At 43.1% G+C, this 25987-nt stretch carries 46 protein-coding genes and 2 pseudogenes; 26 read left to right on the top strand and 22 right to left on the bottom strand.

All coding sequences use genetic code 11. The features are described 5' to 3' along the window. The first annotated feature begins 92 nt into the window (after positions 1-92). The 26 genes from KUH03_RS48355 to KUH03_RS08060 all read left to right on the top strand — a co-directional run bounded on the left by KUH03_RS48355 (position 93) and on the right by KUH03_RS08060 (position 13870). Positions 93-221, top strand: a complete 129-nt coding sequence (locus tag KUH03_RS48355; RefSeq protein WP_373564666.1) for a hypothetical protein — start codon at positions 93-95, stop codon at positions 219-221. 32 nt (positions 222-253) lie between these two features. Beyond that, the gene (locus tag KUH03_RS08180) at positions 254-712 is read left to right on the top strand and encodes a hypothetical protein (RefSeq protein ID WP_257092351.1); all 459 of its coding nucleotides are present in this window, start codon (positions 254-256) and stop codon (positions 710-712) included. 2 nt (positions 713-714) lie between these two features. After that, a complete protein-coding gene (locus KUH03_RS08175) occupies positions 715-1473 on the top strand; it encodes a hypothetical protein (protein WP_257092350.1) in 759 nt (252 codons plus the stop codon). Further along, a complete protein-coding gene (locus KUH03_RS08170) occupies positions 1434-1985 on the top strand; it encodes a DUF4397 domain-containing protein (RefSeq protein WP_257092349.1) in 552 nt (183 codons plus the stop codon). The genes KUH03_RS08175 and KUH03_RS08170 overlap by 40 nt, the downstream gene beginning before the upstream one ends. A gap of 97 nt (positions 1986-2082) precedes the next feature. Next, complete coding sequence (locus KUH03_RS08165) at positions 2083-2502, top strand: hypothetical protein (protein WP_257092348.1); 420 nt, start codon at positions 2083-2085, stop codon at positions 2500-2502. An 8-nt stretch (positions 2503-2510) separates the two neighbouring features. Continuing rightward, positions 2511-2813 (top strand): hypothetical protein, encoded by a 303-nt coding sequence (locus KUH03_RS08160; RefSeq protein WP_257092347.1) that lies wholly within the window; start codon positions 2511-2513, stop codon positions 2811-2813. Continuing rightward, on the top strand, positions 2762-3604 hold the full coding sequence (locus KUH03_RS08155; RefSeq protein WP_257092346.1) for a hypothetical protein: 843 nt from the start codon (positions 2762-2764) through the stop codon (positions 3602-3604). Before KUH03_RS08160 ends, KUH03_RS08155 begins: the two co-directional genes overlap by 52 nt. Beyond that, a complete protein-coding gene (locus KUH03_RS08150) occupies positions 3576-3749 on the top strand; it encodes a hypothetical protein (RefSeq protein ID WP_257092345.1) in 174 nt (57 codons plus the stop codon). The genes KUH03_RS08155 and KUH03_RS08150 overlap by 29 nt, the downstream gene beginning before the upstream one ends. A 33-nt stretch (positions 3750-3782) precedes the next feature. After that, positions 3783-4475 carry a fasciclin domain-containing protein gene (locus tag KUH03_RS08145; RefSeq protein WP_257092344.1) on the top strand — a complete coding sequence of 231 codons (693 nt, stop codon included), beginning with the start codon at positions 3783-3785 and terminating at the stop codon, positions 4473-4475. 202 nt (positions 4476-4677) lie between these two features. Further along, a complete protein-coding gene (locus KUH03_RS08140) occupies positions 4678-4857 on the top strand; it encodes a fasciclin domain-containing protein (RefSeq protein WP_257092343.1) in 180 nt (59 codons plus the stop codon). A gap of 162 nt (positions 4858-5019) precedes the next feature. Then, a complete protein-coding gene (locus tag KUH03_RS08135; RefSeq protein WP_257092342.1) occupies positions 5020-5268 on the top strand; it encodes a fasciclin domain-containing protein in 249 nt (82 codons plus the stop codon). Then, the gene (locus tag KUH03_RS08130) at positions 5265-5513 is read left to right on the top strand and encodes a hypothetical protein (protein WP_257092341.1); all 249 of its coding nucleotides are present in this window, start codon (positions 5265-5267) and stop codon (positions 5511-5513) included. The genes KUH03_RS08135 and KUH03_RS08130 overlap by 4 nt, the downstream gene beginning before the upstream one ends. Then, the gene (locus KUH03_RS08125) at positions 5504-6136 is read left to right on the top strand and encodes a fasciclin domain-containing protein (protein WP_257092340.1); all 633 of its coding nucleotides are present in this window, start codon (positions 5504-5506) and stop codon (positions 6134-6136) included. The genes KUH03_RS08130 and KUH03_RS08125 overlap by 10 nt, the downstream gene beginning before the upstream one ends. 142 nt (positions 6137-6278) lie before the next feature. After that, the gene (locus KUH03_RS08120; protein WP_257092339.1) at positions 6279-6944 is read left to right on the top strand and encodes a fasciclin domain-containing protein; all 666 of its coding nucleotides are present in this window, start codon (positions 6279-6281) and stop codon (positions 6942-6944) included. Continuing rightward, entirely contained in the window at positions 6938-7153 is a 216-nt protein-coding gene (locus KUH03_RS08115) for a hypothetical protein (protein ID WP_257092338.1), read from the top strand. The genes KUH03_RS08120 and KUH03_RS08115 overlap by 7 nt, the downstream gene beginning before the upstream one ends. Before the next feature lie 213 nt (positions 7154-7366). Continuing rightward, on the top strand, positions 7367-7549 hold the full coding sequence (locus tag KUH03_RS08110) for a carboxypeptidase-like regulatory domain-containing protein (protein ID WP_257092337.1): 183 nt from the start codon (positions 7367-7369) through the stop codon (positions 7547-7549). Between the two features lie 207 nt (positions 7550-7756). Next, positions 7757-8689, top strand: a complete 933-nt coding sequence (locus tag KUH03_RS08105) for a hypothetical protein (RefSeq protein WP_257092336.1) — start codon at positions 7757-7759, stop codon at positions 8687-8689. After that, positions 8653-9444, top strand: coding sequence for a TonB-dependent receptor (locus KUH03_RS08100; RefSeq protein WP_257092335.1), 792 nt, complete (start codon positions 8653-8655; stop codon positions 9442-9444). The genes KUH03_RS08105 and KUH03_RS08100 overlap by 37 nt, the downstream gene beginning before the upstream one ends. Further along, complete coding sequence (locus tag KUH03_RS08095; protein ID WP_257092334.1) at positions 9399-10469, top strand: hypothetical protein; 1071 nt, start codon at positions 9399-9401, stop codon at positions 10467-10469. Before KUH03_RS08100 ends, KUH03_RS08095 begins: the two co-directional genes overlap by 46 nt. A 71-nt stretch (positions 10470-10540) precedes the next feature. Continuing rightward, positions 10541-10744 carry a hypothetical protein gene (locus KUH03_RS08090; protein ID WP_257092333.1) on the top strand — a complete coding sequence of 68 codons (204 nt, stop codon included), beginning with the start codon at positions 10541-10543 and terminating at the stop codon, positions 10742-10744. Between the two features lie 298 nt (positions 10745-11042). Next, entirely contained in the window at positions 11043-11681 is a 639-nt protein-coding gene (locus KUH03_RS08085; protein WP_257092332.1) for a hypothetical protein, read from the top strand. A gap of 162 nt (positions 11682-11843) precedes the next feature. After that, positions 11844-12185 (top strand): hypothetical protein, encoded by a 342-nt coding sequence (locus tag KUH03_RS08080; RefSeq protein WP_257092331.1) that lies wholly within the window; start codon positions 11844-11846, stop codon positions 12183-12185. Positions 12186-12316: 131 nt separating this feature from the next. Further along, positions 12317-12487 carry an ATP-binding cassette domain-containing protein gene (locus KUH03_RS48350; protein ID WP_257092330.1) on the top strand — a complete coding sequence of 57 codons (171 nt, stop codon included), beginning with the start codon at positions 12317-12319 and terminating at the stop codon, positions 12485-12487. 221 nt (positions 12488-12708) lie between these two features. Continuing rightward, positions 12709-12882: an ATP-binding cassette domain-containing protein gene (locus tag KUH03_RS48345; RefSeq protein ID WP_373564796.1), complete on the top strand. Its 174-nt coding sequence runs from the start codon at positions 12709-12711 to the stop codon at positions 12880-12882. A gap of 105 nt (positions 12883-12987) precedes the next feature. Continuing rightward, complete coding sequence (locus tag KUH03_RS08065; protein ID WP_257092329.1) at positions 12988-13215, top strand: hypothetical protein; 228 nt, start codon at positions 12988-12990, stop codon at positions 13213-13215. Continuing rightward, entirely contained in the window at positions 13208-13870 is a 663-nt protein-coding gene (locus tag KUH03_RS08060; RefSeq protein WP_257092328.1) for an ABC transporter permease, read from the top strand. The genes KUH03_RS08065 and KUH03_RS08060 overlap by 8 nt, the downstream gene beginning before the upstream one ends. 178 nt (positions 13871-14048) lie before the next feature. Here the strand turns inward: KUH03_RS08060 and KUH03_RS08055 are convergent, their stop codons facing one another. The 22 genes and pseudogenes from KUH03_RS08055 to KUH03_RS07965 form a co-directional block, all read right to left on the bottom strand. Further along, positions 14049-14402 carry a peroxiredoxin gene (locus KUH03_RS08055; RefSeq protein WP_257096778.1) on the bottom strand — a complete coding sequence of 118 codons (354 nt, stop codon included), beginning with the start codon at positions 14400-14402 and terminating at the stop codon, positions 14049-14051. Positions 14403-14428: 26 nt separating this feature from the next. Further along, positions 14429-14614, bottom strand: a complete 186-nt coding sequence (locus KUH03_RS08050; RefSeq protein ID WP_257092327.1) for a hypothetical protein — start codon at positions 14612-14614, stop codon at positions 14429-14431. An 83-nt stretch (positions 14615-14697) separates the two neighbouring features. Next, complete coding sequence (locus KUH03_RS08045; RefSeq protein ID WP_257092326.1) at positions 14698-15096, bottom strand: hypothetical protein; 399 nt, start codon at positions 15094-15096, stop codon at positions 14698-14700. Between the two features lie 90 nt (positions 15097-15186). Continuing rightward, the gene (locus KUH03_RS08040; RefSeq protein WP_257092325.1) at positions 15187-15393 is read right to left on the bottom strand and encodes a peroxiredoxin; all 207 of its coding nucleotides are present in this window, start codon (positions 15391-15393) and stop codon (positions 15187-15189) included. Next, the gene (locus KUH03_RS48340; RefSeq protein WP_373564795.1) at positions 15339-15638 is read right to left on the bottom strand and encodes a TlpA family protein disulfide reductase; all 300 of its coding nucleotides are present in this window, start codon (positions 15636-15638) and stop codon (positions 15339-15341) included. Before KUH03_RS48340 ends, KUH03_RS08040 begins: the two co-directional genes overlap by 55 nt. After that, positions 15539-15826, bottom strand: coding sequence for a hypothetical protein (locus KUH03_RS08035; RefSeq protein ID WP_257092324.1), 288 nt, complete (start codon positions 15824-15826; stop codon positions 15539-15541). The genes KUH03_RS48340 and KUH03_RS08035 overlap by 100 nt, the downstream gene beginning before the upstream one ends. Before the next feature lie 8 nt (positions 15827-15834). Continuing rightward, on the bottom strand, positions 15835-16296 hold the full coding sequence (locus KUH03_RS08030) for a DUF4369 domain-containing protein (RefSeq protein ID WP_257092323.1): 462 nt from the start codon (positions 16294-16296) through the stop codon (positions 15835-15837). 30 nt (positions 16297-16326) lie between these two features. Then, a complete protein-coding gene (locus KUH03_RS48335) occupies positions 16327-16521 on the bottom strand; it encodes a hypothetical protein (protein WP_373564794.1) in 195 nt (64 codons plus the stop codon). Further along, complete coding sequence (locus tag KUH03_RS08025) at positions 16482-17195, bottom strand: RagB/SusD family nutrient uptake outer membrane protein (protein WP_257096776.1); 714 nt, start codon at positions 17193-17195, stop codon at positions 16482-16484. Before KUH03_RS08025 ends, KUH03_RS48335 begins: the two co-directional genes overlap by 40 nt. Continuing rightward, positions 17141-17638: a RagB/SusD family nutrient uptake outer membrane protein gene (locus tag KUH03_RS08020; protein WP_257092322.1), complete on the bottom strand. Its 498-nt coding sequence runs from the start codon at positions 17636-17638 to the stop codon at positions 17141-17143. The genes KUH03_RS08025 and KUH03_RS08020 overlap by 55 nt, the downstream gene beginning before the upstream one ends. 165 nt (positions 17639-17803) lie before the next feature. Continuing rightward, on the bottom strand, positions 17804-19984 hold the full coding sequence (locus KUH03_RS08015) for a TonB-dependent receptor domain-containing protein (protein ID WP_257092321.1): 2181 nt from the start codon (positions 19982-19984) through the stop codon (positions 17804-17806). Next, positions 19960-20448: a TonB-dependent receptor plug domain-containing protein gene (locus tag KUH03_RS08010; RefSeq protein WP_257096775.1), complete on the bottom strand. Its 489-nt coding sequence runs from the start codon at positions 20446-20448 to the stop codon at positions 19960-19962. Before KUH03_RS08010 ends, KUH03_RS08015 begins: the two co-directional genes overlap by 25 nt. Beyond that, entirely contained in the window at positions 20393-21175 is a 783-nt protein-coding gene (locus KUH03_RS08005; RefSeq protein ID WP_257092320.1) for a carboxypeptidase-like regulatory domain-containing protein, read from the bottom strand. Before KUH03_RS08005 ends, KUH03_RS08010 begins: the two co-directional genes overlap by 56 nt. A gap of 23 nt (positions 21176-21198) precedes the next feature. Beyond that, complete coding sequence (locus KUH03_RS08000) at positions 21199-21525, bottom strand: DUF4974 domain-containing protein (RefSeq protein ID WP_257092319.1); 327 nt, start codon at positions 21523-21525, stop codon at positions 21199-21201. Next, positions 21495-21680, bottom strand: a pseudogene (locus KUH03_RS48330) (hypothetical protein); the annotation flags it as partial. The pseudogene KUH03_RS48330 and the gene KUH03_RS08000, both read right to left, overlap by 31 nt. After that, positions 21641-22369, bottom strand: coding sequence for a FecR family protein (locus tag KUH03_RS07995; protein ID WP_257092318.1), 729 nt, complete (start codon positions 22367-22369; stop codon positions 21641-21643). The pseudogene KUH03_RS48330 and the gene KUH03_RS07995, both read right to left, overlap by 40 nt. Before the next feature lie 70 nt (positions 22370-22439). Beyond that, positions 22440-23009 carry an RNA polymerase sigma factor gene (locus tag KUH03_RS07990; RefSeq protein WP_257092317.1) on the bottom strand — a complete coding sequence of 190 codons (570 nt, stop codon included), beginning with the start codon at positions 23007-23009 and terminating at the stop codon, positions 22440-22442. A gap of 117 nt (positions 23010-23126) precedes the next feature. Further along, the gene (locus KUH03_RS07985) at positions 23127-23543 is read right to left on the bottom strand and encodes an AraC family transcriptional regulator (protein ID WP_257096773.1); all 417 of its coding nucleotides are present in this window, start codon (positions 23541-23543) and stop codon (positions 23127-23129) included. Positions 23544-23561: 18 nt separating this feature from the next. Then, positions 23562-23792, bottom strand: a pseudogene (locus KUH03_RS07980) (PleD family two-component system response regulator); the annotation flags it as partial. A gap of 11 nt (positions 23793-23803) precedes the next feature. Then, entirely contained in the window at positions 23804-24367 is a 564-nt protein-coding gene (locus KUH03_RS07975) for a sensor histidine kinase KdpD (RefSeq protein WP_257092316.1), read from the bottom strand. Then, positions 24334-25098 carry a histidine kinase dimerization/phospho-acceptor domain-containing protein gene (locus tag KUH03_RS07970; RefSeq protein WP_257092315.1) on the bottom strand — a complete coding sequence of 255 codons (765 nt, stop codon included), beginning with the start codon at positions 25096-25098 and terminating at the stop codon, positions 24334-24336. Before KUH03_RS07970 ends, KUH03_RS07975 begins: the two co-directional genes overlap by 34 nt. 64 nt (positions 25099-25162) lie before the next feature. Then, complete coding sequence (locus KUH03_RS07965; protein WP_257092314.1) at positions 25163-25852, bottom strand: substrate-binding domain-containing protein; 690 nt, start codon at positions 25850-25852, stop codon at positions 25163-25165. Positions 25853-25987 lie beyond the last annotated feature (135 nt).

Raw genomic sequence — 25987 nt, 5'->3', positions numbered from 1 at the left:
CCAAAAACCTGGATTTCCGCTGGGAGTGGTTCCCAAATAGCGGTGAAGTCATTGCTGTCTCGGCCTTCGGGAAAGAAATCAATGACCAGCTCGTGAAGGTATTCAGTCTGCAAACCCAGGGACTGGCCGCTACTTTCCCGGAATTTCCGATCATCCAATTTCAGAACGATCCCAATCGGGGCCGGGTTTATGGAGTTGAACTGGAATTGGTGAAAACTTAGGCTCATTCTGGGAACCCGCGCATGACTTCTTCTTGGGATCCAATCTGCTGCTTGCGCAGAGCAATATTAAGAAAACACCGGAGCGGCTTGCTGCCAACTGGTCTATCGACCGGAATGCACCGACCAATAGCCCGCTCTTTGAGCAGGCACCCTATAGTATCAATGCCTGGCTGAATTATAACAATAAAAAATGGGGTACGGATATCACAGCGACTTACAATACAGTAGGTGAAAGGCTGGTACAGATCAATCTTACGGGTGAGCCCGACCTCTATACACGACCATTCTCCATGTTGGACCTGGTATTCAGCCAAAAGTTGAATAGGAGGTTACTCTTCAAAGGCTATGCAAAGAATATGCTGAATCCGGCCATCAAAACGGTCTATGCCAATCCGGATACAGGTGGCAAATGGTATGGACGCGAATACCTAAACCGGAGTTACAAACGCGGAACAGAGATTATGGTTGGATTTACCTATAACATTTTATAAGTATGAAACAGCAAAAAAAAGGAACAAATGGACAATGCTTGAATGCGATGGGATGGATATCCCTGCTACAGGTCATACTGCTGTTGGTCAGTATTTTTGTCCTCTCCTGTAAACGGGAAAACTTAGATTATACCTTTGACTATAGACCTAACCCCGATGCTCAAAAGGCCTCGAATACACGTTTGGTCAATTTATCCGAGAATGCGCAGCTGATTGCCAATGGCGACAGTCTGACAAATTTCTTTGTGCCCCCACAGCGTTCGGGCTATATTCCACCCGAAGAGCTGACGCCACCGGGAACACGCTATTTTCCGAAAGATGGACGCTTGGGGCAGAGCTGGACCGTACCGCAAGATCTCTTTCAGACCGATGGCACGGTACGTTTCAGAACAACCTTTGTACCGATACCAACGAAGACGATAGCTTCTCATGATGTCGAATTTACGGTCCGCGATTCTTACGACGCTCCGAAGGACTATTACCTGCTGATCAATCACGAAAGCCGGGTGCAGAAACCGGATAGGCTGGTAGAGGTACCACGCAGTGTGACCGCTCCGAAGCGTCCGGATCATTTTAAAATCCGGATTATTAATTTCGCCAAGAAATTGATGCCTACCAGCTCCATGGAAGACATTACGGGACCGATTACACTAACTTATGCCGATGGAACCCCGTTAGCAACAGCACAACAAGGATTGCAAGCGATGCTTGGTCTGATTATGTGGAACTGCCTTATGGTACCTATCAGTTTAAACTGCTGACGGCTGATGGTAGGCAGATTCCGGCTGTTGGGCATACCTATTACAATAATATTGACCGTTTCAATTCAACAATGGAAATGGGTGGTGGTGCGATTAGCCGAATGTCTTCTGGCCAGACCTATGCACCGGTTCAGAATTTCCAGCCCGGCGGTATCTATACTATTGTTGTCCATCCGAAAGAATTTACCTGGACCACAGGGACAGATGATATCAGCGAACTACAAAATGGTTTCCAGATTATCGCCGATATCAGCGAGCCGCTCAATCGGACATATGCACAGATACAGCTTGCTAATACCATCACAGGACAAGATGCGGTGCTGCGGGCAAAGGGACAGACCACGGCTACCACAGCCTATGGCAAAGCATCAGATTATTTCCCTGTGGTCGCTGGTCAACAGCCTATTGTTATTGAAACAGCTTCAGGACAAGTTTTGGCTGCCATCGATGCCGAACTACAGGCCGGACAAAATTATACGGCGTGGCTTTACATGGATCCGGATAAAAAGTGAAGGTGTTATTAGCAGCCAATAACTTGGCGGGAACGGCCTATACAGGGAAAGAAGGTGGGGTAATAATGCGACAATAGACCGGTTCCGGTCCAGCTACATGTTTAATTTCCGTTTCTTGAATTTCTGTGCAGCTTTACCCTATGCCACATTCACTAATGGTGAGGGACGTCCTTTTGGTACAGGGGCAATGGATAGTGGTGTAAATATGGCTCCTGGCATTTTAAACATCCTGCAACCTTATACATCGCTGCTCTATAGTGCCTCCAATGATACGGGTGGTCCCTATCAGTTTATGGCTTACAGTTCGCTGCCAACACGCATTCCCGGCGATTGGCTGCAACAGGTCAAACCTTTGTCCAGTACGCAACTTGTTGCAAATCCCAAACTGTATACCGCTGTGGGACGTAAAGTTCCGCTGCATGAACCTGGTGTATATTCTATCGCGGTCATTGGTGATCTAAAAGGCACCACGGAAACCGACAAAGCGAAATTTATGGTAGTAAAACATACCAAATAACCATTTTTATGAAACACAAGATTTTAACTAGTCCTCTTTTTGCAGTTATCGCGTTATCGTTTGTTTTTTGCGTAGCTAGCTGCACAAAAACCGAATATAGAACCGTCGAAGACCCTGCCTATATCCGGGTATTTAATAATTTGACCTATACACTCACATTGGATAATAAAGAAGAAGCGCAGCCTTTTTTTTGCATGTTTATTGATCCGGAGTTTGATGCATCAGGCAAACCCATTGACGGATTGGCGATAGGTGATTTTTGGATAAACGGAATATTTATGCCGCACCCAATGCGGCACATGCCGGATTGAGCACCTCTAAATATAACCCAGAATACCCGGGTAAAGAACTGGTGCCCACGGCGCCGATCTTGAATGGTTTTGATCTGACGAATTGGGCGCAGGTGTCTGCGGGCAAACGTCGTTTTTTATTTATGGCACGCCCGATCAGCAGTGTGCCTTTTGCGAAACTGCCCGATGAGCAGCAGCGCAAAGTATTTCTGGATACAATTATTGATCTGTCCTCGCGTGAAGTGTATACATTACATATACTGCAGAAGGACTTTAAAACAAAGGAGAATGGACTCTATGTACGTCAGGAGACTTTTCATAAACAGGCCTTTTCGGATACCCTGACTTATGTTAATTTTTATAACCTGAGTGCCAGAGGTTTTCTACAGGCAGATCTTTCACAGAAATTGCCCGTGCCGGGAACAACAAGATCGTTGCGCTACGGGTTACTTGATACGATGAATATTTTTATCACGCATATTCAGCCAAGTGTGAACGCTGCTGGAGCGACAGTGCAGCAGCGTATTCCAAATTTTAGTTATCAATATGCTGGCCGGCTGCTACGGAACATTGATGCCCCTAAAGTGACGCCCTATTATGGTTTCCCGATCTTCTTGCAGGATAAAAATAAGGTCTATTCCAATACCTGGCAATATATCCAGTTTTTTGCACCTTCCATTGACCCGCGTACCGCAGGATCCTATCTCGAACCGCCATCGGTCCCGGGAGGGCTTACCGAACCTGCTGTTAAAGACGGTACTTTTGGTTATATGCTGATGGATCATGCACAGTATTCCCCAGTTATTACCTAAACACTTTTTCCCCGGTCTAACCGTCAATGTTCACTCAGGAACAGCTAATCCGCGAACTTTTGGTGTAGTCAATAGTATTGAAGTCGTCAACGGCAATGCCTTTCTGACCACAGTACAACGTAAATATCCGCAACCTATCTATTAATTATGAGACCTGATATTTTAGCTATGAGATGTAATGTATTCGTTCCGCTCGCCTTATTTTTCAATATTTTCTTTTTTTTGCGCCTGTAACAATAAGGATCTGGACGTATATGTCGAAAGTGACAAGTACAGCAATGCCGCCGATTTCATTGGTAACAACTATAACCTGACTTTGTTGTATGCTGCATTGAAGCAGGCAGATTTATTGAATCTGCTCAAAGAGGAGGGACCATATACTCTCTTCGCTCCAACGAATAAAGCTTTCAATGACCTTGGGATTGTTCGTGCCAGTGATTTCTCCAGCATGAAGCGGGATAGCCTACGGCAGTTATTGCTTTATCATATTTTGCCCCGAAGGTTGTATACCAGTGATGTACCACCCAATACCATTGACAACAAATATGTTAACATGATGGAAAAAGAACTGTTTATCGGTTATAAAACACAGAAAGTATGTGCGGAATGTAATTTAATTTCAGACTTATATGTCAACGGCTCTAAATCAGTTTCTGCGACACAGAATATTGTATTGGCGAATGGGGTGTTGCATGTCGTTGATAAAGTACTAAAATATAATCCCACCATACAGGATGTCTTGAATTCCAAACCTGAGTATAGCTTATTTATTGCGCTGCTCAAACGTATGGGTGATTGGGAGCGTCTGGGAGAACCTGTCAATACCACTGTTTTTGCCCCGATAACGCGGCTTTTGAGAAGGCGGGAATAACAGCCAATGATATCGCTCGTTTGGATCCCGGCAAGTATGGCAAACGATTGTCGCGTGTTTATCTGCTGTATAACCATTTCTTTCTTTCTGATATGGCGATCTATGGACAACTACCGGGCTCAGGCTATTACGGCAGTCCTTATTATCGTGCGCGCATCGTGGGGATGAATTATATTATTTTGGCATTTCCGCCAATACACCAATGGAGCCCTTTATTATTCACAGTCAGGCTCCTGAAGCCAATACTCCGCTCCGGATCAGCAATTTTCAGCCGGATTATCAAACGGATTATAAAGCGGATAATGGTGTTGTACATGGAATCAACAGCCTGTTGGTATTGCCCGAAGAAGCACTGATCAAGGAATCAACTAAGACAAATTAACGATGAAAAGCAATTTAAATCAATATATTACGCTTGCAATATTTGCTGTCCTGCTCTTATTTTCCGCCTGTAAAAAACAGAGTTTATGCCTGATGCAGTAGGCGAGAGATTCCGGCTCCAACATATCCTTCGCTGCTAGAAGGACTGCCGGACAATACCGGTTTGTTTAAAGCTATGTGGCAAAAGGCCGAAATGGATAACGTACTTGCGACCGAACAGGCGCAGGCAAAGCTAACCTTTTTGGTACCGGGCAATAATGCAATGGAAACCGCCGGATATACTGCCGCAAAAATACAGCGGCTCACAAAAGACTCCTTGCAGAACATATTACGCTATCATGTACTCAATGGAGCAATCAGTTCCGATCAGCTGTCGACGATCGGGCGGGACTTGACTTTTTTACCCTATTGAAGCATCCTAAATTTTTGGACGGTGAACCCCGAGATGGTACATTGGTTAGGACGGTACCTTATTTCTATCGGCAACAGCTGAGTGTGGAGCAAGGCAATCTGATTATTGATGGAAAGAAATTAAAAATCGGGTCGGAACTCGCCGTTGCACAGGGACATGTTTTTGTTATCGAACAGATGCTTAAAGCACCCAGCCAGCAGATGTACGATTTTCTGGTAAAGGATGGGCGTTTTCCTTGTATTTAAAGGCTATGGAGCTTAACAATATCGAGTATGCCAATGATTTTATGATGAATATGTTTCCAGGTTTTGGTTTACCAGTTCGTTTTATGCTCGATTGGAACTATTATTTCGAGGGGACTTTTCATTATAGTGCTGAGCGCCCTAGAAATGTCATCCATTGCACACTGTTTGCACCAACCGATGCTGCTTTCAACCGGATGGGCATTTATACCGAGGCTGATCTGAGGGCGTTGAATGGTCGGATAGAAACCCCATGGTATTATGAAACGAACCAATTGACTCCGGTGGATAGCCTGCTCAAGTACCAGTATATCGGTGGCGCGAGATTGGAGACAGGGTATAATGAAGATTATTCCATGGTTACGGTTGACGTGCAAACGGATCGTTTTCTAAATAATTCAACTATTTTTTCGCAGATGTTGGACAACAAAAAGCTGGCTGGGTTCAAGAATATCTACCATCGATTTTACCATTCAGGCAAGCATATACAGGTTGGCCATATGAAAAGCAAAGAACAGCCTGTGAACATTATCGAGGAAAATATCAACACCATTCAGGGGCCCGTTCATGTTGTCGACCGGATTATCGTACCGGATGATTTTAGCATGTGGCACAAGAAAAAATAGTAGACACCGTATAAACGATTAGACAAAAAGACATGAAATCAATGAAATACCTATACGCCATTCTATTGATGTTATCCCTGGTGAACTGTTCTAAGGATGCCATAAATCCAAAGGCTGATGTCGAAAAAATACCTTAAACGATGTGGTCCGGGATAACTTTGGACTGACCTATCTCGCGACGGCACTGTATAAAAGCGGGCTGAATAAAATGTTGATGCAGGATGGCTCTTACACCTTGCTGGCCCCATCCGACGATGCTTATAAGGCTGCTGGTTATCAAAATCCAGCCGTAGTATATGCTGAACCGACGGGTAAACTCGTTGAACAGGGCAATTACCATATCCTGAAAAATGTTGTGCTGTTTACAGGAAAGGATTTAAAAATGAATCAGGAGGAGGAAACGGTATTGGGTACCAAGGTGTATTGGAGCCGGGTGAAGCGCGGAAAAGATACGCTTACGACTATCAATGGCGGCCGACTGCTGCAAGCGGATACCAAGGCCGCGAACGGGGTAATGCAGGTACTCGACCGTTTATTGGTTCCCAATGTACATGGCAACCTGAAACAGGCGCTGGCAGCAAATGCTGATCTCAGTTTGTTTTACCAGGCTTTAAAGGTTTCGGGTCTATTGGAATCACTGGCGGGCACAACGAATTATACGGTGTTTGCTCCCAATAATATGGCGATCAAACAACTTGGCTATCCTGATCTGGAAGCGATCCAAAAGGCTGACCCCGTAGGACTGAAAAAACTACTGAGCTACCATATAGCCAAAGAACGCAAGTTTGCACAGGATTATTTTTGCTGACGCCTGATGGAACGACGAGTTATACCGAAACGATGCTGAATGAAAAGACCCTGACCATTAATTTACTTGGCCAATACAATGTGCCCAATAGTTTTACGGGGATAACCATTAAAGGTACCGGCAATTCTTGGGCACTAACACCGCTACGTATGGATGTACTTGCTGGAAATGGAGTCATTCATGTAATGGGACAGACACTCCAACAATAAGGTTAAAGACTGTATGTGATTCACGCAGATTTATAAAAATGTTTACATGAGAACAATCAAAAATACAATATATCGTTGGCTAGGGATACTTATTGCCATATTTCTGCTGCAATTACAGCCAACAAGAATTTTTGCTCAGGAGACTTCTGGCGCGCTGAGGGGCCGTGTGCTTGATGGGACAAAAGTGCCGATAGCGGAGCCTCCATCGAAGCTGTGCACACACCTTCGGGTACGAAATATACGCTGTCAGCAGACAAAGATGGCCGCTTTACCATCAATAATATGCGGATCGGCGGACCTTATCGCGTTACGGCTACAGCTGTAGGGCTGCAGCCCGATATACGGGAGGATATTTATATCCGTTTGGGGGAGCCCAGGAGCTTGAGCTCCTGCTGACTGCAGCAAACCAACGGATAGAAGAGGTGGTCGTCAGCGCCCGGGCAAGGGTCAACGCGCCGATACATTTGGCGCAGGTAAAAATATTTCGGGTGAGCAGATCAGGAATATGCCGACAGTATCACGTTCAATTACCGACGTTACACGCCTGACACCTCAGGGAAGCCGTGACAATAGTTTCGGGGAACCAATTTCCGTTACAATAACGTGACTGTGGATGGGGCAATCAACAACGATGCAATCGGTTTTTCACCTTCTTTGGGAGGACAGACTGGTACCTCGGGTATGGCCGGAAGCTCGACCCGAACCAATCCGATTTCTATCGATGCGATTCAGGATGTTCAGGTTTATCTTGCGCCCTATGATGTCAAGATCGGGAACTTTACAGGTGGTTCGGTCAATGCCGTCACCCGATCGGGAACAAATAAAATTGAAGGCTCCGTATATGGTTTTGGCCGCAATGCAGCGCTGACCGGAAAAGACAGGGTTGGTACATTGGGAAAAATGAACAGTGACTTCTACGACTACCAGTCTGGTTTCCGGATCGGTTTCCCAATTATTAAAAATAAACTATTCTTCTTCAGTAACGAAGAAATTGCGCGACGGCAGGATCCGACACAGCTGCTAGTTGGCACAGCTGAAACGGCGCAGATACTGAGTATGACGGATGCCGAAAAAATAGCAAATACCGTCAAAGAACGCTATGGTAACTTATTTGACGCCGGAACTGCTGGTTTGTATACCAATTGGAGCAAATCGGTCAAGTTCTTTAACCGTATCGATTGGAATATCAACACTAAGCATCAGCTAGCAGTGCGGAACAATACCATCCGCAGTTCGGCGACGCATATGGACCGCGATCAACAGGACTTTCGCTTTTCGAGCATGGCCTTCAAACAGACTAATAACCAGAGCAGCACCGTGGCTGAACTGAAGAGCCGGTTTTCAAACAATCTTTCTGCCAATGCAGTGATCGGTTATACAATTGTCAATGACAGCCGTGATCCGCTTTCGGACCCCACCTTGCCGCAGGTGCAGATTCAGGGACGTACCCCGGAACGACGATTTATATCGGTACGGACCGCGAAGCGAGTATTTTTGATATGCAGCAGCGGACATGGGAGTTTACAGCCAATTTAACCTGGAACACAGGAAGGCACAAACTGCTGTTCGGTACCCACAACGAGCTGTACAAAATTCGTTACGGATTTGTCAATAGCTGGAACGGGCGGGTGGACTACAACAGCATCGAAGATTTTGTTGGCAACAACCCGTATCGGGTGCGCGGTAGCTACAATTATAACAACAATACCCGCGACTATATTTTAGCGCACCCAGCGGCAGATTTTGCTGTTAATATGTACAGTTTGTATGTACAGGACGAAATCAGGATACACGATCGACTGCGGATCACACCCGGACTGCGGGCAGATTTGGCAAGCCTTCCGGAGATGCCCGGACTGAGTGATAAAGTGAAGAGTATTCTCTCGGATCCTAATTTTGGCACGACATATCAATATACCCCATTAAGCCGTCTGCGCAATGACTTTATGAACAGGGTACAGCTGTCTCCGCGGGTGGGATTTCGCTGGGAGGTGACAGCGGACCGGAAGTTGGTGTTGCGTGGCGGGGCCGGATTGTTTACAGGTCGGATTCCCTTTGCCTGGTTGGCTTATGCGTATTACAATACCGGAAATAGTTACGGTGCCTTTGACCAACGCGCAGATCAGAAACCTTTTGCTCCGGGCAGTGATGCAATACGTCCAAGTGAAAATGGCCTGGCAGATTTTATTGCTCAGAATGGTGCTGTCGTCAATGACCCGAATAGCGGAAAACGCAGGTCGATCTGGTGGATAATGGCTTCACACTACCGCAGGTATTCCGTGCAAGCTTAGGCATGGATTATGAAATGTCCGGTGACTGGAAGTTTACGCTCGAAGGGATCTATACCAAGAATATCAGTGATGTATTATTCCAGCAACTCAATACCTCCGATAATCCACGTTGGTACGGTTATGACCGCACACACCAACAACCCGTATACAGTGGTGCGGTAGATAGCCGTTTTTCGAATATTTACTTGTTGAGCAATACCAATCAAGGGTATAAATATAGCCTGACAGGAACGGTCGCGAAGAAATACAAAACTTTAAATACAACTGCGAGCTATACCTACGGCATGTCAAAAGATCTATCCAATGGGGTACGGAATTCCATGGAGTCGAATTGGCAGCTCAATCAGTCTCTGGTTCCTAACAATCCAGGTCTGGCCTATAGTAATTTTGATGTCCGGCATCGGATTGTAGCGAGTGTCGGTTATGATAAACTATGGCATCGTGCCGGACGGACAAGTGTCACACTGTTCTTTTCCGCGCAGTCTGGTTCGCCATTTACTTATGGTATTGTAAACAATAGCATACAGGGATTACCACAACAGGTATCGCTGGTCTATATACCGACAGCGTCGGAAGCAATCCGATATTTTAAGGACATTACCGATGGGCAGACAGCTGCACAACAAGCTGCCGCTTTCAATGCTTTTATTGATGCAAATGAATACTTAAGCGGACGAAGGGGCGATTTTACCGAGCGTAATAAAGCACGTACGCCCTGGAATGTACAGGCCGATTTGCGACTAGCGCATGAACTATCGGTTAATGGAAAGGGACATATTCTGGCATTTTCGGCTGATGTGATGAATCTGACCAACCTACTTTACAGGAAATGGGGAGTACAGTACTTTTCACCGAATACATTCAATTCCACCAGCTCGGTGGGGCTGACGCCGACGCTGTTTCCGCCACAGCAGAATGAGGGAAATTGGCCTGTATTTGAGTTCCGCAATCCCGGAACTCCTTATAGTATTGATTATTTTAATTCAAGAGCTCAGGTACAGCTCGGCTTGCGCTACTCATTTTAGATCGTAACACAGGATGGGGCATCCGGGGTTTTCTTGCTCCAGATGTCCATCTTGCTTAAATAGATAGAAAATTGGCTACCGGAATAGATAGAAAACAGCATAAGATGCTGATGGAGTGTATAGATAGACTACTTGAAAGTGAGACTGATCCACAGGAATGGCTCAAACGCAAAGAGGAACTGAAAGAAGCATTTGGAGAGTTACTCCGTGCGATACAACAGGTTGAACAATCCATCGTTAACTATAAAGTCTGTATGCCAGCATTCGGCCTTTAGCATCCAAAGCACATCGAAGGCGGGCTAAGAAATTATAAAATTCCTTTCTTGACAACAAAACTCAGGTTACTAATCGCGCGATAAGCGAGATTTAGGAAGGTTTGTTGAACACTATAACGCGTCTTAAAAACGGTTAAGCATCTTATGCTTAACCGTTTTTTATTTTCGAAATAATAGGTGATTTTTATTAATTATTTATGGAAATGACAGAAATTATCATCTTATATTAGAAGTTGTTCGGAATAGTGTATCTTTAATTACCTATTTCTGGAAATATAAACCGAATTAATCGTGCAGAATGAAGCGTATACTTCTCGTAATAACGGCTCTTATTGCCATTATTTTAATTTTTAATAAACTTATTTATAATGACCGGCTTCCACCGAATTATCAGGCCCTGCGGGTGGATGTAAATCGTAATAAAGCGGTAATCAATAGTATTTCCATGATGGATAGTAACTTTTCCGATCTCCGTGTATTCGATCGTATTTTAAAGGATAATAGAATACTGATGTTGGGGGAAATGATGCACGATGATGGGGAAACTTTTCGAGCCAAATCGAGGTTGATCCGCTATCTCCACGAAAAATTAGATTATAACATTGTACTCTATGAAGCCGGACAATATGATATGTGGCTCATGAATAAGGAAATGGAAAGTCCAACTATGCAGCTTCCTGAAAAATCTTTGGCTGGTCTGGGATTATTTGATTTCTGGTGGCGGAACAACGAAACGGATCCACTGATCAGCTACTATCAAAAGTCTAAACTATCCGGCAAGCCAATTACGCTCGGTGGATTTGATATTCAGTTTTCCGGTCGTTTACTTGCTGATAAACGAGCAAAGTTGCTCGAGGATTTTTGCCTTAAAAATAAGATCGATCTAAAAGATTATCCCTTATTAAAAAAAAAGAACTTAACAATCTGGAGTATCTGACCCTAGCCAGGTATGCGGATAGAAAACTTGATTCTACAGCTAAAAACAGTTCTTAAATGAAATAGGGAAATTGAGATATGCTTTTCAGGTCTCTGGCGGAGACGAGGAACAGCGGGTTTATAACCGATACCTCGCGGATATAAAATCTAATTATGAAAAATCTTGGTCGTATGCGCCAGGATCCATGGCAAGTATGCAGCTACGGGATTCCTTAATGGCTCAAAATCTCCAATACCAAATAGATTCTTTATATGCCGGAAAAAAATCATTATATGGTGTGCCAATATCCATACATTTTCGGCAGCTTATAACAAAGAATACCTTCCTTTGGGCACCTATATTAAAAAGAAGTATGGCCATCAGGCTTATATGCTTGACTTTGGTTCTTACGGACGGGAAAATGATGCGGGTCAAATCGTAGGAAACCCGGTAAATTGGCCATTGAAAATTTATTCCATCAAACAGGGGTACCTTATTTCTTTTTGGATCTACGGGGACTCCTGATACCACTCAGCTCAGGGGCCGTTTGTTTCAGTCATCAATCAAGGCATTGAGGAGGAAAGAAAATGGACAGACTATATTGATGGCATTTTTTATATTGATCTAAATAAAAGACCAACTTATCTCGAACGTTAATGGAAAGTATCCTAACACAACAGCTCAACTTTAAAATAGGCTCAAAAACCATTTTAAATAACATTGACCTCCATGTTCCAGACAAAAGTATCTACGGTTACCTTGGACGGAATGGTGCTGGAAAGTCTACTACTATCAAACTCCTCTGGGGCTTCTACGGACGAGGCTGATGCTATTTTTATCCAGGGACAAAGTTTAAAAGATTATCGTAGCGACATTTATGCAAATGTGGGCAATCTCATTGAAGCACCCTGCTATTACACCAAACTAACCGTTTTTGAGAATTTAAAATATTTGGATATCATCCACAAAAAGGGAGATAAGCGAATCGATGCGGTGCTCGAAATGGTAGATCTTGGAAGGAGAAAAAGAAAAAGCGAGTACCTTGTCGATGGGGATGAAGCAGCGGCTCGGAATTGCCATGGCTATATTTCATGATCCACAACTATTGATCCTGGATGAACCACTCAACGGGCTAGATCCACAGGGAATTGTTGAGATGAGGAATCTGTTTCGCTTGCTCAATGAACAGGAAAGACCATATTTCTGTCGAGTCACATTCTAAGCGAGCTCGAAAAGATAGCCACACATATAGGTATTATTGAGGGGGAAAAATGATATTTCAAGGAACCAAAAATGAGTTGTTACGTGAGGTGGAAAGGAGACTCTATTGCGGACTTCTGATGCTACACGTGCGGCCACGGTTTTAAATAATGCCAAATTTTCGGTGTTAAGAACCGATGGACAGACGGTGGTGGTGAAAATAGCAGATGACAATCAATTTGATCAGTTGATTAAATGTTTGGTGCAACAAAACATAGAAATCTATGGGCTAGAATCCCATAGTGCAGATCTTGAACAGATTTTTATAAACTTAATTTCCCGCTCGAATGACTAATACATTGTATACCGCCTTTTTGTCTGAAAAATATAAACTGCTCAGAAACCGTCAGATTTTTGGCGTCCTTATCGCGCCGGTATTGCTTATTTTCGCGATTGATGGTTATATTATATACGATATTATACGGTCGGGCAGTATAAGTGCGGTACCTAACCCCTGGAAGGTATTGCTAGGAAGATATGTCTTTCAGTTTTTTTATTTGCTGTACCCTATTCTGGTCGCATTGTTTGTTTATGCCTGTTGTGATGTGGAGTATAAGAACAACAATTATAAGGTACTGTTTACTTTACCGCTTGACAAATCGAAGATATTCTTTTCAAAGGCTGTTTTTATACTGCTAACCATACTGTTTTCTATACTATTTGCCTATGCAGCCTTCTTGATCAGTGGGTATATACTGGGTTTGATCTACCCAGTGCTTGGTTTCCAGAATTACGATTATAGGTTGGTGATTTTCTTGACCTTTCTGAAGCTTTTGATTACGCTGTCGGCGATTTCTATGATTCAATTGGCATTAAGTCTGCTATTCAGAAGCTTTATTTATCCTATTGGCGTGAGCATGTTTATGTTGGTTTTTTCGGTATTTGTGGCTCAAAAAAGCTTCTCTGACTTTATTCCTTACACGGGTACTTATAAGGCTTTTTGGATATAATGAATGAAAATGATGGCTTTGAAAGACTTGATTATAATAATATTGCTATGATCGTCTTATTTATGCTGATCAGTTTTTACATTTTCAAACGAAAGAGGCAATTTTAACAAGTGTCTTACACACTTTAATTTACAGCAATGGTCGTCTATTTTTGAAATGACGACCATTGTTATTTATTTTAATTCAATATTGTCTTGAGGTATTTTTCCAGTTCCGCTCCCCGCAGGTTTTTAGCGATAATAACCCCATTGGGATCGATCAGGAAATTGGTTGGAATAGCTTCGACCATATATCGCTTTCCAGCTGATTGATCGTCTTTGCTGTCAAGGACCTGGGTGAAGGGCATATTCTCTTCCGCGAGGGCCTTTGTCCAGGCTTTAGAATCTTTATCTATGGATACCGCAAGTACCGTAAAATTCTTTTGTTTAAAATTTTCAAAAGCAGCTTTTACATGCGGCATTTCTTTTCGGCATGGGCCACACCAGCTTGCCCAAAAATCGAGCAAGACATATTTGCCTTTATAATCACTCAGCTTAACTGTTGCAGCACGGTCGGATATCAGCGCAAAATCAGGTGCTTTTTCCCAATTTCTATTTTTCCAAGTTGTGCAAGAGACTGCTGCATCTGTTTGAGGTAATAGCTTTGTTGAAGTACCTCGGGACCAAATTGTCCGAGAAATTCTTGAAGCTCGGTAGCATTGTTGCGTGGAGTAAAATATTGGCTGGCGATAGTTGCATACACCATTGAATTCGGGTTTTCACTGATTTTTTCTGTAATCTCTTTACGCTGTATCTGATAGATCGAATCAATCTTTTGTCCTTCGCGTTTTAGCCACAGCTTATTTTCTTCCGTCTGAGCCTGTTTATTATAAGCATCGAAGGCACGATTGTACGCTTCGCTGCTGTTTTTAGCAGTTTCGTGCTGGGAAGATTATCATAAGTTTCTGTAAATGCCGTCATGGCCGGTGAACCGATGATTTTATTCTCCTCTAGGCTTCCATTCGTTAGTTTGGCATGTATAACCGTCTTGGTTGAACTAACCAAAAAGTGTATAGCCGGGCGTTTCATCGAGGGGCCAAGATTGCCCAAGCTCGGTACATGGATGCCATAAAAACGCTGATCTGTGGTATTTAATTTTGTTTCATACCGAAAACTGTCTTGTACGGATTGGAATGTACCGATCGTTTTCATATCTGCATCTAACAATCGGATCTCGCGATTACCCAAGCCCTCGATTCTGCCGCCGATGCTAACTTTTGTTTCCTGTGCCTGTGCTGTAAAAAACAGTAGCGCGACGCCGATGCTTAAATAGCTTTTTTAGTTGTGATCATATTTCTTTTTTAAGTATGCTAATAATTCTTCATGGTCGATATGTTGTTGGACAACTGTGCCATTCTCATCTATCAAAAATAATGTTGGCAGTTGTTTAACGTAATAGGATTGCGCAGCGGTATTATTGTCAAAACCTGTTAAATCTGATACCTGAATCCAGGGAATACCATCTTTTGAATCGCATCTAACCATAGTTTTCTTTTGTTATCCATCGAATAGGACACCACCTCAAATCCTTTGTCTTTGTACTGCTGATAGGTTGCAACTAGTTTACGGTTGGCAATACGGCATGGTGCACACCAGCTTGCCCAAAAATCCAACAGCACAAGTTTGCCTCTCAGCTGTTCAAGTTTAAATGTCTTTCCCGTACTAGTTTTTGAAGTAACTGCTGGTGCTTGCTGGCCAACGAGGTATTGACTCTTTTCTCCTGGCGGGATTTCAACAGTTCCTGATAGGTACTGTATTGTTCAAGCCGCTTATCTAGTTTTGCGTGCAGCTCTTCCAGTTGATTGTAATTCATGACTGCGAGGTAAGGTCGATACCAGTCAAGTACAGCTAGTGATTGTGGAAAAGCCGCAAGATAGCTCGTACGAATACTATCGAGCTGACTGTTGAATCCTTGCATTTGCAGTCCTAGACTGACCTTACCCTCTTCATCAGCTTTTTCGTAATTCCTGCCGATTTTTGAAAGTGTATCCTGGAGGTACTGGGAGTCGAGTTCATACCCTTTTTGATGCTGTTTTCAAGTCCACCAATGACAATATTAGGCCGGTTCCAACTTTCATAAAGCTGAAGGTTGATCACCGCATTTTCCAGATAAAGGTCCTGGCTTTTTCTGATGCCTTTGACTTGTATGCTAGCAGCGATGGGGACCGCTGTTTGTCCTTTAAATGAAAATTTGCCATCAACGATAGTCGCTGAATCCAACAACTTTCGACCTTTATCCATTTGATATAAATAGACTTTGCTGACGGATTTAGCGCTGTGGATCTGACCTGCTATCTGATAGGAGGTCTGTCCTTTGGAAATCTGGGTACTTAAAAGGAATACCCAAATTAAAAGTGTATTGTATAATTTCATCTTTAAATAATGCATTATGCTAAAATTTTATTTTCACTATCTCTTTTATCTGGGATTAGGTACGATATTACTGTTCATCAAAAGCACTTTAGGTGGAATTTGACAGATAAATTTTGGTGATCCCTGTTTTAAGGTATAACTGCCTTCCATATTTGCTCGCTTATAATCTTTTTTAAACAAGGGATCTTTGTCCAGACGTTTCATGTCAAACCAGCGTTGGCCACGGCCAAATAATTCGATCTGACGTTCTTGAATAACGAGTTTAAGTGCGGCTTCGGCCGTTGCCGTTTGAAGAGCTTTGAAATCACTGGGAGCAAATCTTTTTCACGAAGCTTGTTTAGGTAGGAGAGGGCTTCGTTAACTTTTCCCAATCGGGCTTGGCATTCTGCAGCGATTAACATCATTTCGGGAACACCGATGTTGAAGTTTAGTTCGCTACGGATATACACAGGGTAGGGCTCGGTCGTCGGTTTGCCATTGTTTTCCAGATTGGACCAAAAGAATTTGAAACGGAGATCGTTTTTGTCGACAATGGCCAATAGATCCGGTGAAATGCAGGTATTCGTCAAAGCGGTACCAAAAGAAGTGGTGCGATAAGCGATGCGCTCACTGTCATTTTGTGGTAGTGGCCTGTTGGTTGTGCCGCCATGAGGTCGTGCCGGATTGACGAAGGACCAGGTGTTATAGTCGATAAGCGTAGATTTGACAGCAAGGACTTTTTGGGCGTAAGCCAATGCCTCTACGTAATTTCCCATTTGAAGATAGGTACGGGCAAGGATGGCCTGTGCAGTTTTCTTATCGTTGCGAAGTATATGTTCCGCTTGTTCTGGTAGCAATTGCTCGGCCTGTGTCAAGTCATTTAAAATAAAATCATATACTTCCTTACTCGAAGCACGTTTGGGCTTGGCCTCCAGGTCTGGTTCTGTAAGAATAGGTACCCCGAGATCACTTGCAACGGTAGATGCTTGATATACGGGGCATATAATAGGATGAGATTGAGGTAAGCGGATCCACGATTGCAGTAGGCATCACCCTTAATCTGGTCTATACGTGTTTTCTCATTAGCTGGTAGTTTAGGAATATTTTGCAGAATAATATTTGCGTTGAAGATATTTGCGTAATTCGGATCCCAACCATTGTCAGGTTCGGGATTAACATAGAAGCTTTCGGCCCACATATAGGTTTTGGAGCTGCTGGTATTGAAGCCACTCTTGACATAGGATTCAGGCATATAGATGCCATCGGAAAGGCGCTCGAGTAGTGCATAACCCGATGAACTATAGGATGGGTTGCCTGATAGATCTTCAAAATCATCAACGGTTTCAGGAATAAATTTTCCTTTGGGGATAATATCCAAATATTTATTGCAGCTACTGAGGCTGACTAAGAGTAAAATGAGGCTACTTATTTTTTTATCATCTGAAGTCTAGGTTAAAGGGTTACATTAATACCAAAAGTGAAGACTTTGGGTTGCGGCAACTCAAGTCGTGCAGCTACTAAAGCCTCCGGATCAATACCTGATTTATTGGCTTTCCATACCCAAAGATTGTTGAACTGAGAGACCAGACGGATCTCGGAAAATGGAAGTTTTCCTTGCAACTGTGGACGTTTGAAAAGACATTTCCCGTACACGCAGGTAGGCCGCATCAATCACAGAGTTGCTGGATCTGGTCGTTAAAAAGAAGAAGTATTCATTGCTCAGATCTTCCCAGCCCGGGAAAGTTGGTATATCGGTGATCAGTTCATCTCCCGGAGAACGCCAGCGTTTGGCGATCTGATTATTATAGGAGCTGGACCAGGTAAGGCTGTTCATCTCAGGCATTTCCTTCCGCGCATAATGCCCCCAATTAAATACAGTATAGATCGATAACTGGAATCCTTTATAACGGAATTCATTGGACCAGCCGCCTGTGTAAAGTGGTCGTGAGCTACCATGGTAGATGAGTGATTCCAGTACAGGAACTCTGGTTTTATTTCCTTCGGCATCAAAAGTCTGTGGTCGACCTTGCTCGTCTAGACCTGCCCAACGATAGCTCCAAAGAGATTCCCTTGGATATCCTTCTAGGAAAGGCACCGTATTTTTAGGTCGATTGTTTGTTGGATCGCTATCCGTAATCTTATTTTTGGTCACCTTGCTTTTATTGAGCGCAAGATTTAGGTGCTGCTCCATTGAAAGCGCTATTTTTAAGATGGTAGCATTCAAGCCAAACTCAACCCCTTTGTTGATCATGTCCGCACCATTGATATAGGAATTGGTCATCCCTACCGTTGGGTCTAGATCCTGGCTCCCCAATAGATCATAGCTAAACTTGTGGTAATAATCTGCGTTGAGGGTGATTCTATCCTTTAAAACTCCTAAATCTAAACCGATATTATAGGTTTTGGTGCGTTCCCATCGTAATTTGGCATTTGGTGGATTATCGACCCGAGCAACATAATCGTTGGCTGTCGCATTAAAAAACCTCCTTGCAACTAGATAGGTAGAAGATTGGTTACTGCGGTCGAAATTTCCAGTCAAGCCCAGGGTTGCCCGTAGGTTTAATTGGGAGATCCAGTCGATATCGAAAAAGTGTTCATTGTCAATCAGCCATTTTCCACCGATACTCCAAAGGGGTGTCCGCTTGAATTTTGGATCTGATCCGAAAAGGTTGGAGTGATCATTACGCCAGCTTCCTGTGACTGTGTAGCGGTTATCGTAAGTATATGCTAACGTACTATAGAAGGAATATTCCCGATTTTCGACATAGTTATTTCTGACGTAACTGCTGTGATCATAAACATATGTTTTTCCTTCCCAATCTTTAATCCCAACATTTAAGGCTATAAGATCTATATTTTGTGAGTTCAGCAATTGATCGTTGTATCCATAGAGTCGGTTACGGTCTCCTTCGCTAATCTTTCTATTCAAATCGAAACCGGCAAGAACGTTGATATAATGTTTCTCATTAAATTTCTTTTCGTAATTGAGGAAATTGCGTGTCGATAGAAAGGTCGACTGATCGCTTCTTGTATCAAGGTAATCACCATAAGGGATATAGGCTTTTATACCATTATTTTTGTCAAGTACCGTATGTCGGTTCATAAAACTGCGTGTCGCGTAGCTATCCTTATCGTATTGATTTCGCCCATTCGTTGTTTCCCTTTCATAGACAAAATTGTTGGTAAGTCGGAGGCCATCCATGATTTTCCAGTTGAGCCCAAAGAGACTGCGTATAGCTAAACTGCGACTTTTGTTGTTTGCAAGCTGATTTTCTTCATATAAATTGAGTCCATTGTCCCGATAACCTAGAGACATTAATCGGTCATTTTCGACCTTGTTGTATTCTGCATAGCTCCGGATATAATTTCCTTGTTCATCCATCAGCATTTGATAGGGCTGCAAAGCGCGGATTTCGCCGGGTAGATCATTCATACCTTGCTGATCCCAACCATAAAGAAATCCGACATTGGTCGTTAGACTAACAAATTTGGCGAGATCATATTGCATACGATTGCTAAAATTGAAGGTTTTGGTACTTGTCCCCTGCAGCCCCGTAAGATCAAACTGTCCATTGACAGTAGTCATATGACGGAACTTGTCTGTCCCGCCAGAAATACCAATATAATGACTTTGGTTAATGGCCTTGCGGAGCAACAGTTTGTTGATTTGATCTTGATTATTGATCCCTGCTAAAGCTGCTAGTCGGCGATCGCGCTCTTCCAAACTGATTTCCTTACGATCGTAAGCGGTAAATATACCAATGGATTGGGTATAGCCTGAGGAGTTACCGTCATAGATATCGATGACAAATTCTTTGTCATATTGTTCTTTTCGTAATCGATAATTTCAGCGGAATTAGCGCGTTGCAAAGACTTATAGTCTGGACGCATCTGTACACGTAAGTTGCCCGAATAGGTGACGCTTGTCTTGCCTATGTTTCCTTTTTTTGTCGTAATCACGATGACACCATTCGAAGCCTGTGATCCCCAGATTGCCGCTGCTGCAGCATCTTTTAATACCGTTACTCCTTCAATCTCATTGATATTGGGTATGATGCTGGAGGCGAAGCCATCTACGATAATCAGGGGCTGTGTGCCAGCGCGGAGTGAACTACCTCCACGGATGCGCATATCACTGGCACCTTTCTCGTCTTTGTAAAAACTTAAACCCGGTACTGCTCCTTCCAGTGCGGTTTCTAAGAGTGTTGTTTCGTTTTTTGAAGTAATTGGAATCTAAGACGGTAGTGGATCCCGATGCATTGTTTTTGTTTAACCGCTGATAACCTGTACTAATAACCACTTCTTCAATACGGTTATTACTAAGTTCCAGTTGAACAAAAATGGATTTTTCGGGATTATCGACACTATATTCCTGTGGTTGATAACCCACGGAACTGATAATGACATGGACTGGACCCCGATCAACAGTAAATGCAAATTGTCCCTTCGAATTTGTCACCGTAGTCTTCTGTCCAGATCCATCGTCATAAATGATGGTAGCGCCTTGGATGGGATTCCCGACTTCATTGAGTACACGGCCGCGATAAGTGCTTTCTTGGATCTTTTTGTTTGGATCGGCCTCTACAATAATGGTCTTTTGTTGGATGCGGTATTTTAAAGGCAGCTTGCTAAAAAGCTTGTCCAGTACTTCATGAATATCACCCTTGACATCGACTGTAATCAACGTCTGGGAGAAATCTTTACCCTCCCAAAAGAAATGATATCCGTTTTCGTGTTTTAACTGTTCAAATACTTTAGTGAGTTTTTGCGCTTTGGCATGAACTTCAATGGTCTGACCAAAGGAATAGGCTGGGTTAGATTGCAATAGGTACAGACTGAGAAAAGCAATGCCAAGCTTTTTTGCCATAGGGCTGCGCATGCTCTTCCAAGCTAATTGGGTAGTTTTTTGATTCATAAGATTGATTAGGTAGGGTTACTTTACTTTTGTTTTAATCGGACAATAATTTGGTCGTTTCTGTTTTTAAATTCGACATCTAGTTTGTTTTTGGTTAATATATCGAGTACTTCATTTAAACTATAGGATTTGGAAATAGATCCATGATATTCTCCGGCCGGTATATGGGGATCAATTTCGAAATCTACCGGGTACCAGCGTGAAAGCTGCTGGCATACGGATTGGATAGACTCACCGTCGAAATTAAAGTAGCCTTCCCGCCAGGACTGCTGCTCGATGTCCAGTAGGCTTCTGAAATCCAGTTGTTGTGAATGTTTGTTTAAAATACTCTGCTGACCGGGTTTGAGCAAAACGGATTTCCTGACTGAGCGGTCGAGCTGGTTTGTTTCAGGCGGATAGATCCCTCGTATAAGCTCGTTGTACTGAAAGGATCTTCTTGATAATTTTTAATATTGAATTTTGTGCCTAAGACCTCGACTGTCTGATGTTCTGAACGAACAAGGAAATGTTTTCGTTGACCTTGTTCATTGACCTGTTTTGTAACTTCGAAATAGGCTTCTCCTGCAGTTCGACGTGGCGCTCATTTTGGTCCATATTGCCAAAGAAACGAAGTGTAGAAGCTGAATTGAGCCATACTTTTGTCCCATCAGCGAGAATAAGCTTGATATTACTCCCTGCTGGGGTTTGAATGGTCTGGATATCATTGTTAGTAGTCGCGGCGACGACAGGTCGGTAGATGAGGAATCCAGCTTTGTCTTTAAAGATAAGGAGTCCATTTGTTTTTAAGGTATCTTTTACCGCTAATTGAGCGAGATCAATGCGCTGGCCCAGTTTATTTGTCCAAATGGGCTGCGCATTCTTCACTGGCTGAATATTTGTGAGGACTTTTTCTGTCCCCTGTCGCTCGACCGTCTTTAACTGCCATAAGCTTAGGCCTATAGCACCGAGTAAAACGGCCGCTGCGGTCCATTTGATCCAAAGTTTTCGGATAGGAGCGGAAATATTTTGAGCTATGTTAAGGATAGGCAGCTGCTGTGCAATGCGGTTCAAGCGGAACTGCACTTCCTGCGCATCAACAGGTACTTGCTCCGATGCCGCCCGATTATACCAATCGAACAGTTCTTCAAGTTCCGCCTGTTTAATTTTACCATGCTGATATTTGTGTAGCAGCTCTTCTTTTCGCTTAGCCTCCATTGGATCGTATTAATGCTTTAGCTATATGACAATCTAAAGTCTCCGAGGATATAGATCAATTTTAATTTTTTTATCCGGCTATTAAAACAACGATCGCCTGTAGGAGCTTGCTTTTTAAAATCTTGAGTGCATTGGAGACTTGTAGCTTCGAGGTACCCTCAGAAATATTCAGCAGTGTTGCAATTTCTTTGTGACTTAATCCCTCTTGACGACTTAACTGAAAGATATGGCGCATGCGTTCGGGAAGATGGGTGATTTCTTGATCGATGATAGCACGGAGCTCCTTTTCGAGTATCCAGGATTCAGTCTGCTCATGGAAAGGAGGATTGTTCTGAGTGACATGATCGAGGTATTTATCGATGACTTTACCTCGGTTTAGTTTATTCAATACCTTGTTGCGGGTAGCACGATAGAGGTAAGAGGAGACGTATGCCTGCTCGGGTAGTTGAGCCCGTTTCTCCCAGATCTCAGCAAATAGTTCTTGAACAACATCTTCCGTTTCATCTAGATCGCGAAGAATTTGATAGGCATGTCGGAAAAGTACTTCTTTGTATTGATGAAATAAGAGGGCAAAAGCAGTATGGTCTCCAACCTTTATCAGCTGAAATAGATGCTCTTCTTTGATCTGATCCCCTTGCATGTTTTTTATTGGTAGCGTTGTTATTCAGGAGTAATATCGTCAATACCCGTTAATACTGCCAAATTTATAAATTTAATTCTATTTTTCTTTTTCTTTAGTTTACGGTATTTGTTGCCATTATTTTCGATCCAGTTCTTTCTTAAAGGTACTTGGTGACAGTCCATATTTCTTTTTAAATGCCGAGGCAAAATAGGAGGCTGAGGAGAAACCGACGTTGCTGTAGATCTCATTGATATTGAGTCCGTCAGCCATCAGGCTTTTTGCTTTTTTGAGCCTCCTTTCGACAATATATTCGCTGATGCTACAGTCGAGCAATTGTTTGACTTTACGATAAAGTTGCACACGGGAGAGGTTGAGCTCGCCAGCAATATCGTCGACACTCAGCCGCTGATCGGACAGTTTCGATTCGACAATAGCCGAAAAGCTATTGAGAAACCGTCTGTCGCTTTCATTAATGGTATCTGACTGGGGTGAATCAAATTGCTCGACATTACTACTATATTTTTCTTTAAGTTGATGCCGTGATTGTAGCATATTGGCAATCTTTGCCCGAAGGACTGCGGCATTGAAGGGCTTGGTTATATAATCATCTGCCTTCAGGAGGCTCCCTTCAAGGATCGTCTCCTCATTGGCTAATGCGCTCAACAGAATGACAGGAATATGGGCTGTCTGGTAGAATGTTTTGATGTCTTTGAGGATATCTAGTCCGTTGCCGTCAGGCAACATAATATCGGTGAGCACCAAATCTGGGAAATGTGCTTTCATCAGAGTGCCGGCCTGATGCGAATCCCGCGCTAAAAAAGATTATAGTCGTCTTTCAAGATAGATCTCAGGTAATCCCTGATTTCATCATCATCTTCAACAATCATAATGCTCTTCGATTTATTGGAATGAAAAGAGAGATTCTTATCAGAAGATTTTATTCCAGTATCCAGAAAGTCTTGTTGCTTGAACACCGGTTTTACACCAGATACAGTTGTTATGATCTCCTCCTGTTCATAATGGGTATTTCCGATAGGCATCCGAAGGGTGAAGATCGAACCATGGCCTAATTTGCTGCTGGCGGTGATCTGGCCATGATGCAGTTCGATGATCTGTTTGACGTAGGCCAGACCGATTCCGGATCCGTTCCGGCTGCCTGTTCCTTGATAGAAGGGATCAAAAATATGCTCGATATCAATGGGCGCTATCCCTAGACCATTATCCAGTACACGTAAGTAGAAATAATCTTTGAAGCTATTTTCTTCGAGTGAAATTTCAATTCTACCACTGGTAGCGGTATGTTTTATCGCATTGGAAAGGAGGTTGGATAAAACCTGCTCCATCAGATATTCGTCGATCCAGACCTCTTTGAGCATACTCTTATTGATGTAACTGATGGATATTCTGCTTTTTTGAGCAGTGGTTTAAAACTGTTGATGACCTGCTGAATAAAAGGGTCGATAGGTACAGCTGACACCTGAAGCTTTATTTTTGCTTTGTTGATCCGATGAATGTCGATCAGGTCGCTGACCAGTCGCTGCAGTTTTTTTGCACTCCTTTTGACCCGAGATAATTGCTCTTTGATATCTTCTGCTAGATCTTTTCGTATTTCGAGATCCTCGATAGGTGCCAGGATAAGGGTGAGGGGTGTTTTAAACTCGTGGGAGATATTGGTGAAAAAATTGTTTTTGATTTCCGCGGCCTGCTGAATCTGGCTATTCATTTCAACGATCTGTTTCTGCTGGGATAAGATCTCGCCATTTTGGATTTCAAGATGTTTATTTTTTTCCCAGTTGCTTTTGATCACAATAATAGAAATACCGCCAAATACAACTGCAAGCACCAAACTGACAACGAGAACATTGAGAACAGATTTTTGATTTTGATAAATCCGGTTCTGCTCAGTGATAAATTCCTGTCTTTTGTCGATGTCTACCTGTTGCTGTTGTATCTTTTGTGACTGTAGCGCCAATAGTTCGGCATTTGTTCTGTCGATCACAGCAGTAGCGAGGATATTTTCACGTCGATATTGTTGATTGTTGATAATCGCCAGTGCCGTTCTGATCGCTTCAGTTCCGCCAGTAGGGTAGAGCATAGAAGCATACATATGACCTTGTATAATCTGCTCAAGACCATTACCCGGTCCTGGCAGCGCATCTACACCAATGATTTTAATATCTTTTGAAGCTGCGCCTCATCCAGTGCTTTTTTACGCCCATGGCCATTTGGTCATTGAAGGTAAAAATAATATCACTTTGTGCCATTTGGACGATATGCTCGCGCATTTCCGTATAGGCTATATTCTTTTCCCATCCACCGTGGATCACAGCACTGACCTGCATGCCACTTACTACTGAAATACTTTGCATAAATCCCTTTTCACGCTCAATCGAGGCGGAGGTCCCCGATAAGCCGGTTACCAATCCGACCCTACCTTTACCCTGAAGGACAGCTTGGCTATATTGACCGGCTAGTTTTCCAATAGCAAGGTTGTCGGCACCGACATAAGCATTGTATTGACCCGAAGAGGTTTTGCGATCTGTTACGATCACCGGTATTTTGCGCTGGAATACCGAGTCAACGATAGGTGTAAGCGGTTCGGCCTCATTGGGTGATACAATCAACAGATCGATTCCCGCTTTGGTCAGCTCGCGTATCTGATCAATCTGAACAGCATTATTGCCTTGGGCATCGCGGTATAAGAATTCAATATCGGGATTAAAGGAGAGTTCCCGTTTCATTTCCTCAAGCATAGTTTGCCTCCATGCATCATTCCCGATGCACTGTGAAAAAGCAATGACCCGCTTCTTTTGCTGGTTTGCCGATTGGCACCCCAAAAAGCAACAGGACCAATATGCCACAGAAGGTATATTTTCCCATGTTTATTTCCCCTTTACTATCCGAATATACATCATTTCAGTTTTTTTAGATAATAAGCCGAAGGTTAGTGTATTCCTTACACTAAAAAGAGATGGTTGAAATATGTATCATTTTCT

Origin of the sequence: Sphingobacterium sp. E70, assembly GCF_019285695.1 — a bacterium.
Classification (GTDB): domain Bacteria; phylum Bacteroidota; class Bacteroidia; order Sphingobacteriales; family Sphingobacteriaceae; genus Sphingobacterium; species Sphingobacterium detergens.
Note: the sequence above shows the minus strand (reverse complement) of the source record. Positions and strands in the feature narration are given on the sequence as shown.